This is a genomic window from Lactobacillus sp. 3B(2020) (assembly GCF_013487845.1).
Classification (GTDB): domain Bacteria; phylum Bacillota; class Bacilli; order Lactobacillales; family Lactobacillaceae; genus Limosilactobacillus; species Limosilactobacillus alvi.
The window spans coordinates 549,290-565,478 of the sequence record NZ_CP047410.1 but is presented as its reverse complement, the minus strand read 5'-3'; the positions used below and the strand labels follow the sequence as shown (position 1 = coordinate 565,478).

The window sequence follows — 16,189 nt, the reverse complement described above, 5'->3', positions numbered from 1 at the left end:
AAAATCACCTACTTTTGAATAATTTGGGTAGTGATAATCGCTAATTGTTGACTGTTCGAGGTAGCGTTATCCTTCAATAATTCTGGCAAAATCTTTTTCAAGAAATATTGGACACTGGCCATTTGTTTGAAGTTCATAATCGCTTCGAGGCTCGACTTATAGATATCCATGTAAACTGGTTCGGGATTTCCCTTTTGGATTTCGCCAAAGGATTCATACATCAAGTCAACTTTATCGGCAACTGATAGAATCTTTCCCTCTAGTGAATCGTCTTTTCCTTCACCTAGCCGCCGTTCATAGGCAGCTTGGTATTCGGCTGGTATTTCGGTTTGAATAAAGTTCTCCGTCAATGAACGATCCACTTTAGCTAACATTGACCGCAATTCTGGCGTTGCATACTTAACGGGCGTTTTAATATCACCAATAAACCGTTCCGTATAATCATGGTTAAGGGCCTTTTCATAAAGCGAACGCCAATCAATTTCATTTCCCGCTGCTTCTTCAATATCCCCTAACATTTGGGCCGCTTGCGTAACCTTAAAAGAATGTGCAGCAACATTATGCTGTTCAAACTTAAAATAACCCGGTGCCCGGTTAATCATTTCCAAATCACTGAGACTTTTTAAATATTCATGCATCCCCATTTATTCTTCCCCCATTACTTTTGGTTATAAGAAAGCCGTCTCAAACTAGGAATCCTAGCCAGACGGCTTTTTTAATTAATTTATTTTAGAATTCAGCTAAAGCCGCTTCAAAGTCAGCTAACTTTTGACTGGCTGCTTCTTCGGTAGTTGCGGAGGTTCCAATATAGTACTTCAACTTTGGTTCCGTTCCTGAAGGCCGGATTGCAATCCAAGTTTCGTCATCCAAAACGTAGCGTAAAACATTTGATGCTGGCATATCAAGTTTTTCAACTGTTCCATCGGCTAAAGTCTTGGTTCCCTTAGCTAGGTCTTCTAAGGCCACCACCTTATGACCAGCAAATTCCTTTGGTGATTCTTCCCGGAACTTCTTCATCAAGGCCTTGATTTTTGCCGGACCATCCACCCCGGCGTAGACATTAGCGATCGTCTTTTCCTTAAAGTAGCCATACTTCTTAAAGAGTTCTTGTACCCCATCGTAAAGCGTCATTTGCCGACTCCGGTAGTAAGCAGCCACTTCGGCTAACAACGTCAATGATTGGATGGCATCCTTATCCCGGACGAATGGCTTAACCAAGTACCCATAACTCTCTTCAAAGCCAAACATAAAGGTGTGATTGTGTTTCGTTTCGTACTGATGAATTTGATCAGCAATCCACTTAAATCCAGTTAAGACATTGATCATCTTAACCCCATAGCTTGCCGCAATCTTAGCAGCAAAGTTAGTTGAAACAATCGACTTAACTGCCGCAGCGTTTGCTGGCAAAGTACCAGCTTGCTTGTGCGCTTCCAGGATGTAAGCCAACATCAAAGAAGCAATTTGGTTACCCGTCAAAAGTTGGTATTCACCGTTTGGTTGCCGAACTGCACACCCTAACCGGTCAGCATCAGGGTCAGTCGCAATCAAAACATCCGCATCTACTTGCTTACCAAGGGCAATTGACCGGGTAAAGGCCTCCGCAAACTCAGGATTTGGATTCTTTAAACCAGGGAAGTCACCATTTGGTTGTGCTTCGGTTGGTTCAATCACAAAGTTAACAAACCCAGCTTGCCGCAAAGCGCGTTCCCCGAGCATCCGCCCTGTCCCACAAAGTGGGGAGAAGACAAACTTCATATCCCGGCCGTATTCCTTAGCAAGGTCATTATTAATCGTAACTGCCTTGGCTTCTTCAAGGTAAGCATGGTCAATATCTTCCCCCATCAAAGTTTCAAGGCCATTGTTTAACATCGTTTGTTCGTCAGCTAATTCGATGCCAAATACATCGTCAATTTGGCGAATATAAGTCGTCATTTGGTCAGATTCCTTGGGTGGTAATTGACCCCCGTCTTCCCCATAAATCTTGTAGCCATTGTATTCCTTAGGGTTGTGGGAAGCCGTAATCATAATCCCGGCGTAAGCGTGATTGTAACGAACGGCGAAGGACAATTCTGGTGTTGGCCGCACATTGTCATAGATAAAGACAGGAATTTGGTGGGCCCCAAGAACCCGCGCACAATCATGCGCAAATTCGGCAGAATGGTGCCGGGAATCAAAACCGATGGCAACCCCTCGTTGCTTTGTTTCATCCCCAAGTGATTCCATCAAAGCAGCTAAACCAGCCGTTGCTTGACGAACCGTATAAATGTTCATCCGGTTAGTCCCGGGCCCCATCAAGCCCCGCATTCCGGCCGTTCCGAAAGAAAGGGGACCATAGAAAGCATCTTCCTTTTCTTCGTCCGTCATTGTTGTTAATTTCTGCTTTAAATCAGCAGCCAAACGTGGCTCATTTGCCCAAGTTTGGTAAGTTTCCTTCCAACTCAAAGAAACATCTCCTATCTGAAAGTCGATTTATCAATTCTCACAATTCTTAGTATACCGCATGGTAATTTGTGTGAAAATACACGAAATTAAGATTGTTGAAGAAAATGCGCAATCCCATCGCTTTCATTATCCAAAAGAATTTTTTTGGCTACCGCTTTGAGGGCTGGTTTAGCATTGGCAACCGCCATTGGTATTCCCGCTGCCTTTAGCATTGGTAAATCATTTAAATCATCCCCAACCGCCAAAATTTGATGGCTGGGAATATTCTGATTTAGTAAATAATGAACTGCTTGAGCTTTATTAACCCCCGGAGCTGTGATAACTAGGTACCCATCGCCTGAATCTGCTAAGGTCAAATTTGGTAACTGTTCATGGATCAAGTTTTGAACTTGGTTAAATTTTATTGGATCCGGAATTTGAATTAAAAAGTCATCGATCGTAATTGTCGGTAATTGTGAAGCATATTGAACTTTAACGCCAGAATAATCAATTTCCATTTGAACTTGTGGGGTCCATTCGGTTGACCAGAATTTATTGTCGGCGACCCATTGGATTGGTAGTTTTAATTGCTGATGGACTAATTCAAATAATTGTTGCGCTAATTTGTCCGGGACCGGCTGATGTTGTAATCTTTCTAGCCGTTCATTTTGATATTGAAAGAGTACCGCTCCATTTAAGGCTAATTGCGGTCCCGTTAACTTTAACTCCGTAATTAAATCAACCATCTGACTCGGCATTCGGGCTGAGGCTAGCATAACTTGCCAATCACTCTGGCGAATTACTTTTCTAGTAAACTCCGAGAGCTCGCCTTTTTCGTTTAATAACGTATGGTCTAAATCACTAATCAAATATGGCATTTTTCTCACCCTAATCGCAGAAAATATAAGAAAAGAGTGAAATCAATGCCTAATCAACTTTAGATCCCACTCTCTTGTTATTAATGTTTTGAATAATTAATCTCGATAAGTAGCCACAAATTCGGTGGCGTCGGCGCAAGCTTGCTTTCTTCCGGCCGCTACGTCGGTCGTGCTTATCATCGCAAAACTTTTAACAAAGCTTGTTAGCCTTCTAAATACTTATACACTTGTTGGCCGGCGATAGCTCCATCACCAACAGCAGTGGCGACTTGGCGCAGGACTGTATTCCGAACATCACCAACGGCAAAGATTCCTGGTACCTTTGTCGCCATCTTTTCGTCCGTTTCAACCCAGCCCTTTTCGTTAAGAATACCAAGGTCCTTAAATGGTTCAGTCATCGGAAAAGTACCAACGTAGATAAAGACCCCATCAGCAGCAATTTCACCAGTTTCACCCGTTTGGTTATTTACGGTCTTGACTCCAGTTACCGCCATTTCATTCCCAACAATTTCCGTGACACTCGTGTTATAAACAAATTCCATCTTTGGATTCTTAAAGGCTTTATCTTGAACAATTGGTTGCGCCCGTAGCTTGTCACTCCGCACTAAGACCGTCACTTTAGCAGCAAGTTGGGTTAAAAAGGCCCCTTCTTCAACGGCAGAGTCGCCCCCACCGACAACAATCAGGTTCTTTCCCTTAAAGAACGCCCCATCACAAACCGCACAGTAGGAAATACCTCGGCCTGAAAATTCGCTTTCTCCGGGGACACCAAGCTTTCGCTGGCCAGAACCAGTTGCGATGACTAAGGCCTTTGCCGTAAAGGTTTCACCCATGTCAGTCGTAACTTGCTTTTCATCACCAATCAATTCAACCTTTTCAACGGCACCGTAGGCATAGTCAGCCCCAAATTGGGTTGCCCCTTCATACATTTGCTTAGCCAAATCTGGCCCTTGAACGGATTTAAAGCCAGTATAGTTTTCAATCTCAGCAGTATTGTTTAGATTACCACCGTAGATTCCTCGATCAAGCATTAAAACGGAAAGATCAGCCCGGGAAGCATACATAGCTGCCGTCATCCCACCAGGACCAGCGCCAATCACAATTACATCATAGTTGGTTTTCTTTTCTTCACTCATTCTGATGCGCTCCTTTAATTTCTCCAAGTATTATCGTAATGATACTTGCTTTTTATCTTTCTGTCCATCATCTTGCTTACTTTTAGTAGCTAAATTACTTTATCCTTGACCCACTATGTTATAATTATTAACAGAAATTTAAAATTTTGGAAGGAGAAGATGTGATGGTTACCCCAGGGCAATTTGGCAAATTAATTTTAACAGCTACCATCAGCGGTTGCTTAATGTCTTTTCCGCTTGTGGGGCAAGCTGATCCGATTACTCCCAATGAACCAATTACTAATACTGCCGTCAACGAGACAAATTCAAAGCAGGCCAATTATCAATCGGCAACAACCACCCAATCTACACCAAATGACGCGTCAGCCGATGTTTCCCCAGATGCTAATCCTGGCTCTCCCACGGTTGGCTTAGTAGTAATACCTAACGATCAGCCTTTTTCATCAGTGACTGATCAAATTGCATCATCACAAGTTTTAAGCCCTTCACCTTCCCCTTCAGGGTCATTAAATGAACAAGCTTCACCAGAAAAGCCAAAATGTTATCATCAACTTTTTACGTCACCACAATCTTTCCAACAGTGGCATCATGCTCCAGTAGACCAACTGCAAAGTAACTATGCTATACCTGTGACTAGGTCATCAATTTTAGAGGTAAACCAAGAGTCTCAACCCCAACTTAGTCAACCGCTAGCTAATTCACAACTGCAACCTAACCAAGGTGCCCAACAGGAAGTGACCGTCACGAAGACGACTCCATCTGAAATAATGCCAACTGACTATTCAGCGAAAACACAACACCTTGCATTCCCTTATCATCATCCACTGGTACTACCAACCGTTCAAGTCAAGCCAACCAAATCACTAGCAACCCATCTGAAATTAGATCCGGGACAAATAAATATTTTGGCTCGTGACTCAAAGATAATTCCAGTTATCATCGGAGCCTTGCTCTTACTAATTCTTTCTTGGGTTTTCAAAATTAACTTTCAACATAATAAATTAATGAAATTAAACTAAACAACGCGAGGCTACGGAGAAGAGCGATTATCTTCTTCGTAGCCTCGTTTGCTATATTCGCACTTCGATCCACAGCATCTTAATTGTAAACAAGATGGTTCAGCCAGCATCCAACTAAGAAAACTAATTTACCAATACGATTAACTACGGATCAGCGGGACTGTATTTTTCACTTCTTCTCATTGTTAATAAAACTATTTCGCGAATTAAACTGAATATCAAACAAATTTCAAATTTTAGCTTGCTTTTTTTCGAACTTCCATGTATATTCTTTCCGGATTAATAGTAATGATTACTATTTAACAAAAATTTAGGAGGAATTATCCATGTCTAAAAAAGTTATCCTTGGAGTAATTAGCCTTTTTGTTATTATCCTTGGAGCGGTATTTTACTTTTATCATCAGCCAAACAATGAGTCAAAACCATCGTCAATTCGGGTTGTTACGAGTCTGAATTTTTATGGTGAAGTTGCTACAGCAGTTGCTGGAAAACACGGGCAGGTTACTTCGATCATCAATAGTGCAGCAACCGACCCTCATGATTTCAAGGCTACGACGAAAGAAGCGAAAGAAGTTAGTCAAGCGAACGTGATCATTACCAACGGTCTTGGCTACGATGGCTGGCTGACTAAACTGGTTAAATCCGCTGGTAAGGAAAAACAACAAATTGTTGTTGGCACAACAGTAGCTCACAAGCAAATGGGGGCCAACGAACATATCTGGTACCAACCGCAAACCATGGCTAAACTTGCCAATGTCCTAGCACAACGCTTTGGCCAACTTGACCCGGCTCACAAAAAGGAATTTAAGCAAAATGCTCAAGTATACCAAAAAAAGCTCAAAAGTTGGACGCAACTATTCAAGCTAGCAAGCAACGTGTGCAAGTAACTAACAATCGCGTTGATGTCAGCGAACCGGTTTTCAACTATGCCTTAGCTAACCTTGGATACCAAATCAATAATTCTCACTTTGCCAAAGCAGTCGAAGATGGGACCGATCCTTCCCCAAAGGATATCCAAGAAATGAAAGCTGATATGCAAAACCATCGAATTGCTTTCTTTGTTAATAATCCTCAAGAAAGTAGTCCCGTTGTTAAAAATCTTCTTAAAACTGCAAAGCAAAATAACATTCCTGTTCTCAACATAACGGAAACCAAACCTGATGGTAAAACTTACGTCCAATGGATGCTAGATCAATATCAAGATTTGGAAAAGATTCAGGAAAAGGAATAGCTAACTGTAAGGGAGGTCGGGGCCACTTAGTTACTGTCTCGACCGTAATTCTTAAGTACATTTGAACTGTTAAAATTCCCCAGTAGATGATATTCGCTAAGTTAATCACAATCCAAAGCGACCAGTTTTCTTGGTACTTCAGAATGTAAAGAACTTGTACAATAAAACTAACCACAAAGTTAATTGAATCAAGGTATGGTAATTGTCCGTGGACCATCGCTAAAATCCACCACCCAATTGCCCAGGCAACAAATGCTCCAGCGAAAATTAGATTTCTAGTTTGTTTTGAGAAGCGTTTCGTAGCTTCATCATGTCCCTTAAACTTAAAAAGTTCTCCTGACGGTTTTACCCATCAAGAGAACTTCATTTTACTTAATTAAGCAAAGTGTTCCTTTACAACTTCATCGGCAATCTCAGCATAATGGTCTAAGAAGCCAGCATATTCATCGTCATAAAGATAATCTTTATCAGCTACTGGATCTTGGGAAGTCAAGATCTTTGGCCCGTCTTCCGTGATTACTAAGGTGTGTTCGTATTGGCAGGAAAGCCCACCATCAGCTGTCTTAGCTAGCCAACCACTTGGATCAGAAGTGTCAGCCTTCCAAGTTCCCGTGTTAATCATGGGTTCAACAGTGATCGTCATTCCCTTCCGTAACCGGATCCCATGACCAGCTTCACCATAGTGCGGAATCATTGGATCTTCGTGCATCGTGGGGCCGATTCCATGGCCAACAAATTCGCGCACATCACCATAGCCATTTTCGTCTTCTGTATAGTGTTGGATAACCGCACCAATGTCACCAACCCGGTTGCCAACTTTACATTGATCAATTCCCATGAAAAGGGACTTCTTGGTAACGTCCATTAGCTTTGCAACTTCTGGAGTTGCCTTGCCAACCACATAGGACCAACAAGAATCAGAGAAAGCGCCATCAAGGTTGACGACAGTGTCCACCTTAACCAAATCGCCTTCTTTTAAGATTAACTTTTTCCGGGGAAAACCGTGACAAATTTCATCGTTCACACTTACGCAAGTAGCGTACTTGTAACCTTCAAAGCCAATTTGCGCCGCAATAGCACCAGTAGCTTTAAAGTACTTCCGGGCAAATTCTTCAATGACCCAACTTGAAATGCCGGGCTTAATAATTTGGCGAATTCCAAGATGCATCCCTGCTAAAACGGCCCCGGATTTTTCCATCGCACGGATTTCTCGAGGTGACTTTAAACTAATCATTCCGTTCATTCTCCTTACATTAAAAAATCTCACTCTCCAGTATATCACCAGTTTGGAACTTAAGAGTGTGATATACTGTATTTTGATTATTATTGAGGAAATAGGTGAAAAAAATGACAAAAGCAGTTGTAGTTTACGCAACCATTACTGGAAATAATGAAGATGTTGCTGACTTAGTAACTGATGCATTAGAAAACCTTGGCGTCGAAGTTGACGAAAAAGAAATCACAATGGCCGATGTCGCTGATTTTAATGACGCTGACATCTGTGTGGTTTGTCCATATACTTATGACGAAGGGGCCTTACCAGAAGAAGGTTTAGATTTCTACGATGACTTGCGAGAAGCCGATCTAACGGGTAAGATTTACGGCGTTGCTGGCTCGGGTGATACTTTCTATGCTGACGATTACTGCCGGGCCGTTGACGACTTTGGTAAGGCTTTTGAAGATGCCAATGCCACGAAAGGGTCAGAAAACCTCCACATTGACTTAGCCCCAGAAGCCGACGATGTTAAGAAAATTGACGCTTTCGCTGCCGAACTCGTTAAGCAAGCTAAAAATTAAACGGAGGCGTTCATGCGAGCATTGTGGCAAAAGTATAAATCAATCCTTGCCTATCTATTCTGGGGTGTGGTTACCACCATTGTTAATTTGGCCTCATACCAATGGTTAAGTACTGGCTTGCACTGGAACTTTGAAGTTGCAACCGTCATCGCATGGTTCCTTTCAGTTTTAGTTGCCTACTTTACTAATAAGGTCTGGGTTTTTGGCTCCCATTACACGACGGTTAAAGCTTTCGTTGTTGAGTTAATCCAGTTTTTCTTCTACCGGGGATTAACCCTCCTCCTCGACATGTTGATCGTCTACATTGGGATTTCCTTGTTAGGTTTCCGATCACCGCTCGGCCAATTTATCGTTAAGATAATTGATAATATTCTCGTCGTCATTGCCAACTATGTCTTCTCAAAGTGGCTGATTTTCAAGTCCAATGAGAAAATGATGAAGAAATAAATCTTCAAGTCGACAAAAACAGCCTTGATAGATAAGTCAGCGGCTAGGAAGAAACTCATGTTTCTCCCTAGCCGCTTTGTTATTCCAAGCCCTCCTTCGAGCAAATTTCTCCCACTACTACTTAATGAACCGTTTCTTTAATTCCGCAACAATCCGTTCGGCCGCATGTCCATCCCCAAAAATATCGGCACTCTCACTCACCATGCTCCGATATAAATGCTTGTCATTTAACAAATCAAACATGGCTTGTTGAATACTAGTTGGGTCGGTCCCAACTATTTTCGTAGTTTGGGCAAATAAGGCCTCTGGTCGTTCTGTATTTTGTCGCAGTAATAAGACGGGGCGGTGGAAAACAGTGGCTTCTTCGACCGTTCCAGCTGAATCGGTGAGAATCAAATAACTCCGGGCCGCAGTATTAATAAAATCCCCCAGTGTCATTAGTGGCATTAAATGGATTCGCTGATGATTAGCCAATAGTTGTTCTGCTAGCGAAAAGCTTTGGGAATCAAGCGGTAGCGGACAAATTAACTCCACATCAGGATTAGTTTCGACAATATCCCGCATCGTTCGAAGAACCCTTTCCATTGGTAAACCGGTATTTTCTACCCGTCCCATGGTTAACAAAATTATCCGGCAATGATCTGGTAACCCAGCTAATAAGGCACTGGCGTATTTCGGATCGTATTCGTTTTGAACAACGTCAACGATCGGATTCCCCGTCACTACAATTTGTGTTTCTTCTTGATGCTCAAACAATAAGTTTTCTTTTGCGGCTTCAGTTGGCGCAAAGTAAAGATCGGTCAAAGCATCTGTTAGCTGACGGTGCATTTCGTCGGGAAAAGGTTCATGTTTGTCAAAAGTTCGTAAACCGGCCTCAATATGGGCAACTGGTAAGTGACAATAAAAGGCACTCAAACTAGCTGCTAAAGTCGCAATAGTATCGCCCAAAGTCAACATAATGTCAGGCTGAGCCGCGTTAACTACCGTCTGTAAATTATGCAACAAGCGACTTAATTCGTCCAACTGTCCCCGCTCATTTACTGGATCAACGTTAAGCTCAAAATCTGGTTTCAACCCAAAGTAATTCAAAACGGCATGAAGTTGCTGATACCTTTGGGAAGCCACCACTATAACCGGTTCAAAGTTAACTTGATCAGCTTGCATTGCCTTAATTACGGGGGCAAATTTAATTACTCCCGCCCGGGTACTGAGGGGGATCATCACTTTTAAACTTGCCATCTTCCCCCTCCTTTCAGGGTAAACTACTTCTTCTTGGTTTCGCTCACTTTTACTGCCTTCGGGGCATATAACTCAGCCACTCGATTTACCATGGTTAAGAAATTATCCGCATCCAAACTTGCCCGACCAATCAGAACCCCATCAATGTCCCGCTTGTCCATTATCTTTTGGATATTATCAGGGTTAACACTTCCCCCATATAAGATCCGGATCTTATCAGCCACTTCATAGGAATAAGTATCCGCGATACTTTGGCGAATTAACCGACAGCCTTCTTCTGCAAGTGTTGGATTAGCATGTTGACCAACCCCCACGGCCCAACTAGGTTCATAGGAAATGATCACGTTTTTAACTTGGTCGAAGGAAACCCCATGTAAAACGTTCATTAATTGGGCAAAAACGTAGTGAACTTCACCGTTAAATTCCTTTTGAACCATCGTTTCATCAGTACAAATAATCGGGGTCATGCCCGCTTGCAAAACAGCGGCAACTTTTTTTGCCACCAGGTCATTATCTTCGTGAAAAATCGTTCGCCGCTCAATATGCCCACACATTACATACTTAACCCCGGCCGCTGCCAAGGCACGGGGGCTTACTTCACCCGTGAAGGGTCCAGAAAATTGATCATAAGAATTCTGCGCAATAATCCCTAAATTAATCCCTTGTGTCTGTTGGACCATTGGGTATAAAGCCAAGAAGTGTGCCGCAATCCCACAAGTTAAAATTTCTTCACTTGGGAGCCGCCGTTTAACTTCCTCAACAAATTGTAGTGCATCATCGACCGTCTTATGCATTTTCCAGTTTGCTGCGATAAAAGGCTTTCGCATTTCAAACCCTCCATTTTCGATAAATTAATTTTAATTTTCATAGCTTAAGTGTATCATATTACTACTATCTATGAATCAATTTTGCAATCGTTTCCAGAAAATATCTAAGTTGGGAAGTGACGCCGATGCGGTTTCGACGACTAATTTCGCTCTTATTTTACCTAATCTTACTTGTTGGTGGAATGCATTTTTATCAAACTAATTTAAATTTTCAAACTCGAGTTAATATCGGAATTGCTGCTGTTAAAGATTATATCAATCGTTTCCAAGCAAGTTTTGATGATCCTTCGACCACTAAAACAACTAAACAAACCACCAAAGCTACCATAAAGACTGATAACGATACTAATGGCCGGTGGACGAGTCCTAAAGCAACGATCTACCTCGATTTTCAAAATCAGACCCTTGATAATGCGATGCGAGAAGCTATTAATGCTTGGAACGCGACGGGAGCATTTACCTTTCAAGTTGTAAATAATAAAAAAGCTGCTAATCTAATTGCGACAACAATGCAAAACAATCAAGATCAAGCGGCTGGTTTAACTGATATGTCAATTAACACTGCTACCGGTTATTTCATGGATGGCCACGTTTATTTAAACACGGCCTACCTTTTAAACCCAGAGTATGGTTATACTCATGAACGGATTGTTAACACGGCTGAACATGAGCTTGGTCATGCGATTGGTCTCAGTCATACCAATCAAATTTCGGTAATGCAACCAGCTGGTTCTAATTACGGGATTCAACAAATTGATATTACTGATGTCCAACAATTATACGCTAAAGCGCCAACTACAAGTACCAAGTAAACAACAGTTAATAATAATTAGCTGTAGGGGGAAATCCTCCCCACCGCCCTAAGCCGCAATTATCGTGCTCAGAGTTACTAAAAGGGGCTGGGAAGAAACGCACGCTTCTTCCCAGCCTCTCTTTCATCTCCGAATGTTACTCAGTAACTAAGGTCAAAAAGCACGGCCTTAGCGGATAAGTGCGAACGAAAGGTCGATTCTAATGAATCGACCTTCGTCCTTCTTATCCCAACAGGCCGTCAAGGAGCTTTTTTCCCAACCTCTTTTTCGGTTAATAGTTTAATTCCTTTCTAACAACTGTTCATTAAACTCTTTTTAAACTAAATTGTAATTCACTAACTGGTTGACACTGCCGATTATAATATTGAACTTCAAAGGTGGTTGGAGTAACTTCAACCGTTGCAAAAGTTCCCCCTAAACGAGTATATTCACCTCGTGGTTGACTGATACTTCCTGGATTAATGAATAAAGTCCCCTTAACAACTTCGCATCCCAATTGGTGGGTATGACCAAAGCCCATGATTAAAGCATGCTTCTCCCGTACAAGCATCAACAAAGGGGTTAAGCTAGTATTAACCTGATACTTATGACCGTGCGTAACTACCACTTTACCTTCTGGAAATTCTTCTTCTACAATGGTGGGATAAGTAATTCCCCAGTCCGTATTTCCAATCACAGTTTGGTAAGGTGTCATTACCGGATCATTACTTGGTAAATTTGAATCCCCACAGTGGAAAAAAGCGTCCACTTTCCCGTTAAAGTGGTCATAAATGGTTTGCAGAATTTGGGCATCCCCATGATTATCACTCACTAATAAGATTTTCATTAATCTTCCCACCAATCATTAAAGTTAGCCATGAATTGCCGTAAGGCGCGTCCCCGGTGGCTAATCGCATTCTTTTGATCATCCGTAAGGTTCCCCATTGAAGTACCAAGCTCGTCAACATAGAATAATGGATCATAACCAAACCCATGAGTCCCCGTCAATCTCATTAGGATGTGGCCCTGCACTTCACCGTCAGCTACTAATTTGGTGCCATCCGGTTTCATCCCAACAATCGTTGTGTGAAAGTGAGCCGTCCGCTTTTCTGGCGCAACGTCCGCTAACTCGCGAAGTAACTTAGTATTATTAGCCGCATCATCATGATCACCGGCATAGCGAGCTGACCGGACTCCGGGCGCCCCATTTAAGGCATCAACGACTAAACCTGAATCATCCGCTAATACGGGGAGCTTCAAGTGTTGACAAGCCGTCTGTGCTTTAATCGTGGCATTTTCTTCAAAAGTCATCCCATTTTCATCAATCTTAAACGGGGGAAAATCAGCTAAGGTCTTAACTTCAATCCCTTTTGGAGCTAACATTTCACTAAATTCCCGGGCCTTTCCCGGATTTTTAGTTGCAATTACAATTGTTGCCATCTATATCCCTCCTAATTTTAGTTGATGATAAGTCATTGGTGCCGGCGCAAGCCATTGATCAGCTCCTTGTTTTAAATCAGTAATTTCACCAGTCGTATACAGGGTTAATTCGCCCCCAGTTGGATTTAACTGATCTTGTTGCGTTAATTGTTTTTTTACGGTAGCAACAACTTCGACTGCCGGATCAACTAATGGAACTGCCCCTAGGGTTTGGTGAATTTCTGGGGCTAAGAATGGAAAATGAGTACATCCCAAAATTAAGGTATCCACCTTTGCCGTCTTAAAACTAGCTAGTTGTTCATCAACTGCCGCTTGAGCTTGCTTGGTCCCTGTTAAATGGTGTTCAACGATACTTACCAAGGGTTGAGTAGCCTTGGTAATCACTGTTGTAGCTGGGGATTGATGTTTAATCTCTTTTACATAAGCTCCGTCATTGATCGTTGCTGTCGTCGCAATGACCCCAATCCGGGCATGCTTTTGCTGAGCCAAAGCAGCTTTAACTCCCGGCACAATCATCCCAATCACCGGAATTGGAATGGCCGCTTGTAAATTAGGTAAGGCTGTTGCCGTGGCTGTATTGCACGCCACTACCATCATCTTAACATCTTGGGTGACTAAAAACTGGCCGATCGCAAGTGCTAACTGCTGAATATCACTTGGCGTCCGCGTTCCATAAGGAAAATGTCCTTGGTCACCTACAAAAACTAAGGATTCATGCGGAAGCTTTTCTTGTAGAATTCGAGCAACTGACAGGCCACCTAGGCCAGAATCCATTACTCCAATTGGTCGCTTATCCATTGTTTCACACTCTTTCGTTTTAATCGTTTTTTTACTTGAAACTACATTATTATCTTTTCCCATCACTTTTGCAAGTTTTCGTTAAATTCACTAGGTTTACGGCCAGCTTTTTTGTATAATAAAACCCGATTGACAAATAAGGAAGTAAACCAAATGACCCAAAAACTTTATGATCAACTCTCAAATAGTGTTCGGGGAATCAATGCGGCAACGATGCGCGACGTTTTGTTACCCCTAATTTTAGGGAACGAGACTAACGGAATTCTTTACTGGGTTGGTAAAGATCTTGCCCGACAATTCCCAGTTGCCTCAGTATCAGAGTTGGTCACTCTGACTCACCAACTTGGCCTTGGCAACTTAAAGTTAATTACCAAAAAAGATAATACTCGTACTTGGGAACTTAGTGGCCCGGTTGTTGAAGAACGGGTCGGCATCAAAAAAGAAAACACCTCTTTTACCCTGGAAGCTGGTTTTCTCGCAAAAGAAATTGAATTCCAGCTTAGCCGTTTAACCGAAGCTAAAGTAACTGAACTAAAAAAAGACCGGGTTACCATTACTACGGAAAGTGAAGCCGTCACTGATGAAGGTGAAGTTGAATTAGTTACCTTCATTAAGTTGGCCGACCAAACGCTAACTTCAGAAACTAATGCGGAGTCAACTGAGGCTCCGGAAAAAGTGCCGCATCACAAGTTAACCCGCAGTGAAAAACGCCAACAAAAAATCAAAGCACGGGCCGCCAAAAAAGCCGCCAAGCTGGCAGCTAAGCAAGCTAAACAACAAGCAAAAAAAGTTAAGAAAAAACTTTCTTGACGGCCTGGAAAGGCTAAATCATGAGGTTAGGTGTCAGTGTCAAGGGAGCGCAAAGGTTTATTTGATAGTAACCCATGACTCTGCAAAGGTCGCCCTATGCTAAACTCGTGATAAAAAGACCCACTCTTTACCGATAAGTAAACCGGAGAAAATTCGGAAAACGAATTCTACTCCGGCTTTTTCTTATCCCAGAGCGGTTGTAGCCACTTTAACTTTTTCCAATTGAATTACACCGTAACTTTTCCCGATTGAAATAGATTGACTTAAATCCAAAAAAAGTTCAGCGTAATTAACCCTGAACAAACCTTTCTTCTCATACAACTATTAGTTGACTTACCGGAAATGGCTTTTGCCAGTAGTAGCCTTGCTGGAGAACATAATCTTTTTTAACTAACTCAGCTGCAACTGCTTCCGTTTCGATGCCTTCAACCACAAATTCAATTTTGACCGATTGCGCAAACTTCGCCCACAAATCCAATATATTCTTAACCTGATCTGGTGAAAGCTTCTGAAAAGCAATTAAGGAAATCTTGGCCCGATCGATATAGGCTAAGTTTTGGGCAACCACTTGAAGCGAAAACTGTCCGCTTGAAACATCATCAAAGGAGATTTTATATCCAAGCTTCCGTAAACGCGCAATATAATCAGAAAATTGATCAAGTTGGTTATTCAATTCCGCTACTCGTTCGGTCACTTCAATCGTTAAGCGCGAGGAAACCGCTCGTAACCGCTTTAAATAGCACCAAGTATCTGAATAAGCCAATTGCCAAGGATCAATGTTTATTGCAAAATTTGCATTGCAACGTTGCGTTAAGCTAGTTAATTGATCAACCATCCAATCTTCAAGTTCCCTACGAACTAAAGCCTGGGTTTTTAAAGCTTGGAAAAATTGGACCGGGAAGCTTCCCGTCTGCTTGTCACGAAGCAAAATTTCATAATCATTAACTTGATGACCAAGGGCCTTATCAATCCGGCAGATGGGTTGGCAGTACAGCTCTAATTGATTATTAATCCGACTTCCCATGTGATACGCTCCCATTTCTTGATGACTAAGATTTTAGCAAATTTTACTTCTCTAAACGCACTCTGTTCATTTTTTGTAACAACTCAAAGTAAGCAAAGGTTGGTAGAATAATTTAAAAGATAAATTTGCTTAAAATCTCATTTTTTCCAGGGCTCAAGCAACCGATTGCATCTTCGAATTTAAATTGTCTTTATTATAAGTTATTTTAGTGGTTTTATGGAAAATAACAGCTTAACATTACAAATCAAATATAATAAATCGTGGTAGAAATTGATTTTAATCATCTTTACATATTCGTAGCGTATTAAAAATAATAAAAAGGAGTTACGTT

16 protein-coding genes and 2 pseudogenes are annotated in these 16,189 nt (G+C 41.9%); 6 read left to right on the top strand and 12 right to left on the bottom strand.

The window, feature by feature from the left end; genetic code table 11:
* Window positions 1–8: 8 nt before the first annotated feature.
* The 4 genes from GTO83_RS02635 to trxB all read right to left on the bottom strand — a co-directional run bounded on the left by GTO83_RS02635 (window position 9) and on the right by trxB (window position 4,435).
* Window positions 9–644, bottom strand: a complete 636-nt coding sequence (locus tag GTO83_RS02635; protein ID WP_180871595.1) for a YfbR-like 5'-deoxynucleotidase — start codon at window positions 642–644, stop codon at window positions 9–11.
* 85 nt (window positions 645–729) lie between these two features.
* Window positions 730–2,442, bottom strand: coding sequence for a phospho-sugar mutase (locus GTO83_RS02630; protein ID WP_180871594.1), 1,713 nt, complete (start codon window positions 2,440–2,442; stop codon window positions 730–732).
* Window positions 2,443–2,528: 86 nt separating this feature from the next.
* Window positions 2,529–3,299 (bottom strand): HAD family hydrolase, encoded by a 771-nt coding sequence (locus tag GTO83_RS02625; RefSeq protein ID WP_180871593.1) that lies wholly within the window; start codon window positions 3,297–3,299, stop codon window positions 2,529–2,531.
* Between the two features lie 203 nt (window positions 3,300–3,502).
* Entirely contained in the window at window positions 3,503–4,435 is a 933-nt protein-coding gene (trxB, locus tag GTO83_RS02620; protein WP_180871592.1) for a thioredoxin-disulfide reductase, read from the bottom strand.
* A gap of 164 nt (window positions 4,436–4,599) precedes the next feature.
* On the opposite strand from trxB, the gene GTO83_RS02615 reads away from it, so the two are divergent.
* Window positions 4,600–5,454: a hypothetical protein gene (locus GTO83_RS02615; protein ID WP_180871591.1), complete on the top strand. Its 855-nt coding sequence runs from the start codon at window positions 4,600–4,602 to the stop codon at window positions 5,452–5,454.
* A gap of 326 nt (window positions 5,455–5,780) precedes the next feature.
* Window positions 5,781–6,685 (top strand): annotated as a pseudogene (locus tag GTO83_RS02610) (metal ABC transporter solute-binding protein, Zn/Mn family).
* 43 nt (window positions 6,686–6,728) lie between these two features.
* Here GTO83_RS02610 and pnuC read toward each other — a convergent pair.
* Window positions 6,729–7,001: pseudogene (pnuC, locus tag GTO83_RS02605) on the bottom strand (nicotinamide riboside transporter PnuC); the annotation flags it as partial.
* Window positions 7,002–7,061: 60 nt separating this feature from the next.
* Window positions 7,062–7,919 (bottom strand): type I methionyl aminopeptidase, encoded by an 858-nt coding sequence (gene map / locus GTO83_RS02600; RefSeq protein ID WP_180871590.1) that lies wholly within the window; start codon window positions 7,917–7,919, stop codon window positions 7,062–7,064.
* 113 nt (window positions 7,920–8,032) lie between these two features.
* Between map and GTO83_RS02595 the strand changes: the two genes are divergently transcribed.
* Window positions 8,033–8,482, top strand: coding sequence for a flavodoxin (locus GTO83_RS02595; protein ID WP_180871589.1), 450 nt, complete (start codon window positions 8,033–8,035; stop codon window positions 8,480–8,482).
* 12 nt (window positions 8,483–8,494) lie between these two features.
* The gene (locus tag GTO83_RS02590; RefSeq protein WP_180871588.1) at window positions 8,495–8,929 is read left to right on the top strand and encodes a GtrA family protein; all 435 of its coding nucleotides are present in this window, start codon (window positions 8,495–8,497) and stop codon (window positions 8,927–8,929) included.
* Between the two features lie 117 nt (window positions 8,930–9,046).
* Here GTO83_RS02590 and wecB read toward each other — a convergent pair whose 3' ends face one another.
* Window positions 9,047–10,168, bottom strand: a complete 1,122-nt coding sequence (gene wecB, locus GTO83_RS02585; protein ID WP_180871587.1) for a non-hydrolyzing UDP-N-acetylglucosamine 2-epimerase — start codon at window positions 10,166–10,168, stop codon at window positions 9,047–9,049.
* A gap of 23 nt (window positions 10,169–10,191) precedes the next feature.
* On the bottom strand, window positions 10,192–10,995 hold the full coding sequence (gene tpiA / locus GTO83_RS02580; protein WP_180871586.1) for a triose-phosphate isomerase: 804 nt from the start codon (window positions 10,993–10,995) through the stop codon (window positions 10,192–10,194).
* Between the two features lie 125 nt (window positions 10,996–11,120).
* Here tpiA and GTO83_RS02575 point away from each other — a divergent pair, with 125 nt between their 5' ends.
* Entirely contained in the window at window positions 11,121–11,807 is a 687-nt protein-coding gene (locus GTO83_RS02575) for a matrixin family metalloprotease (protein WP_255463148.1), read from the top strand.
* A gap of 304 nt (window positions 11,808–12,111) precedes the next feature.
* On the opposite strand, the gene GTO83_RS02570 is transcribed toward GTO83_RS02575, so the two are convergent.
* Genes GTO83_RS02570 through murI form a run of 3 tightly spaced genes read right to left on the bottom strand, consistent with a single transcriptional unit; the run spans window position 12,112 to window position 14,024 of the window.
* Window positions 12,112–12,633 carry a metallophosphoesterase family protein gene (locus tag GTO83_RS02570; RefSeq protein ID WP_180871585.1) on the bottom strand — a complete coding sequence of 174 codons (522 nt, stop codon included), beginning with the start codon at window positions 12,631–12,633 and terminating at the stop codon, window positions 12,112–12,114.
* Complete coding sequence (locus tag GTO83_RS02565; RefSeq protein ID WP_180871584.1) at window positions 12,633–13,226, bottom strand: XTP/dITP diphosphatase; 594 nt, start codon at window positions 13,224–13,226, stop codon at window positions 12,633–12,635. The genes GTO83_RS02570 and GTO83_RS02565 overlap by 1 nt, the downstream gene beginning before the upstream one ends.
* Window positions 13,227–14,024: a glutamate racemase gene (gene murI, locus GTO83_RS02560; RefSeq protein ID WP_180871583.1), complete on the bottom strand. Its 798-nt coding sequence runs from the start codon at window positions 14,022–14,024 to the stop codon at window positions 13,227–13,229. It abuts the gene before it with no gap.
* Window positions 14,025–14,177: 153 nt separating this feature from the next.
* On the opposite strand from murI, the gene GTO83_RS02555 reads away from it, so the two are divergent.
* Window positions 14,178–14,834, top strand: a complete 657-nt coding sequence (locus tag GTO83_RS02555) for a YslB family protein (RefSeq protein ID WP_180871582.1) — start codon at window positions 14,178–14,180, stop codon at window positions 14,832–14,834.
* A 313-nt stretch (window positions 14,835–15,147) separates the two neighbouring features.
* Here the strand turns inward: GTO83_RS02555 and GTO83_RS02550 are convergent, their stop codons facing one another.
* On the bottom strand, window positions 15,148–15,858 hold the full coding sequence (locus GTO83_RS02550) for an EAL domain-containing protein (protein ID WP_180871581.1): 711 nt from the start codon (window positions 15,856–15,858) through the stop codon (window positions 15,148–15,150).
* Between the last annotated feature and the right edge of the window lie 331 nt (window positions 15,859–16,189).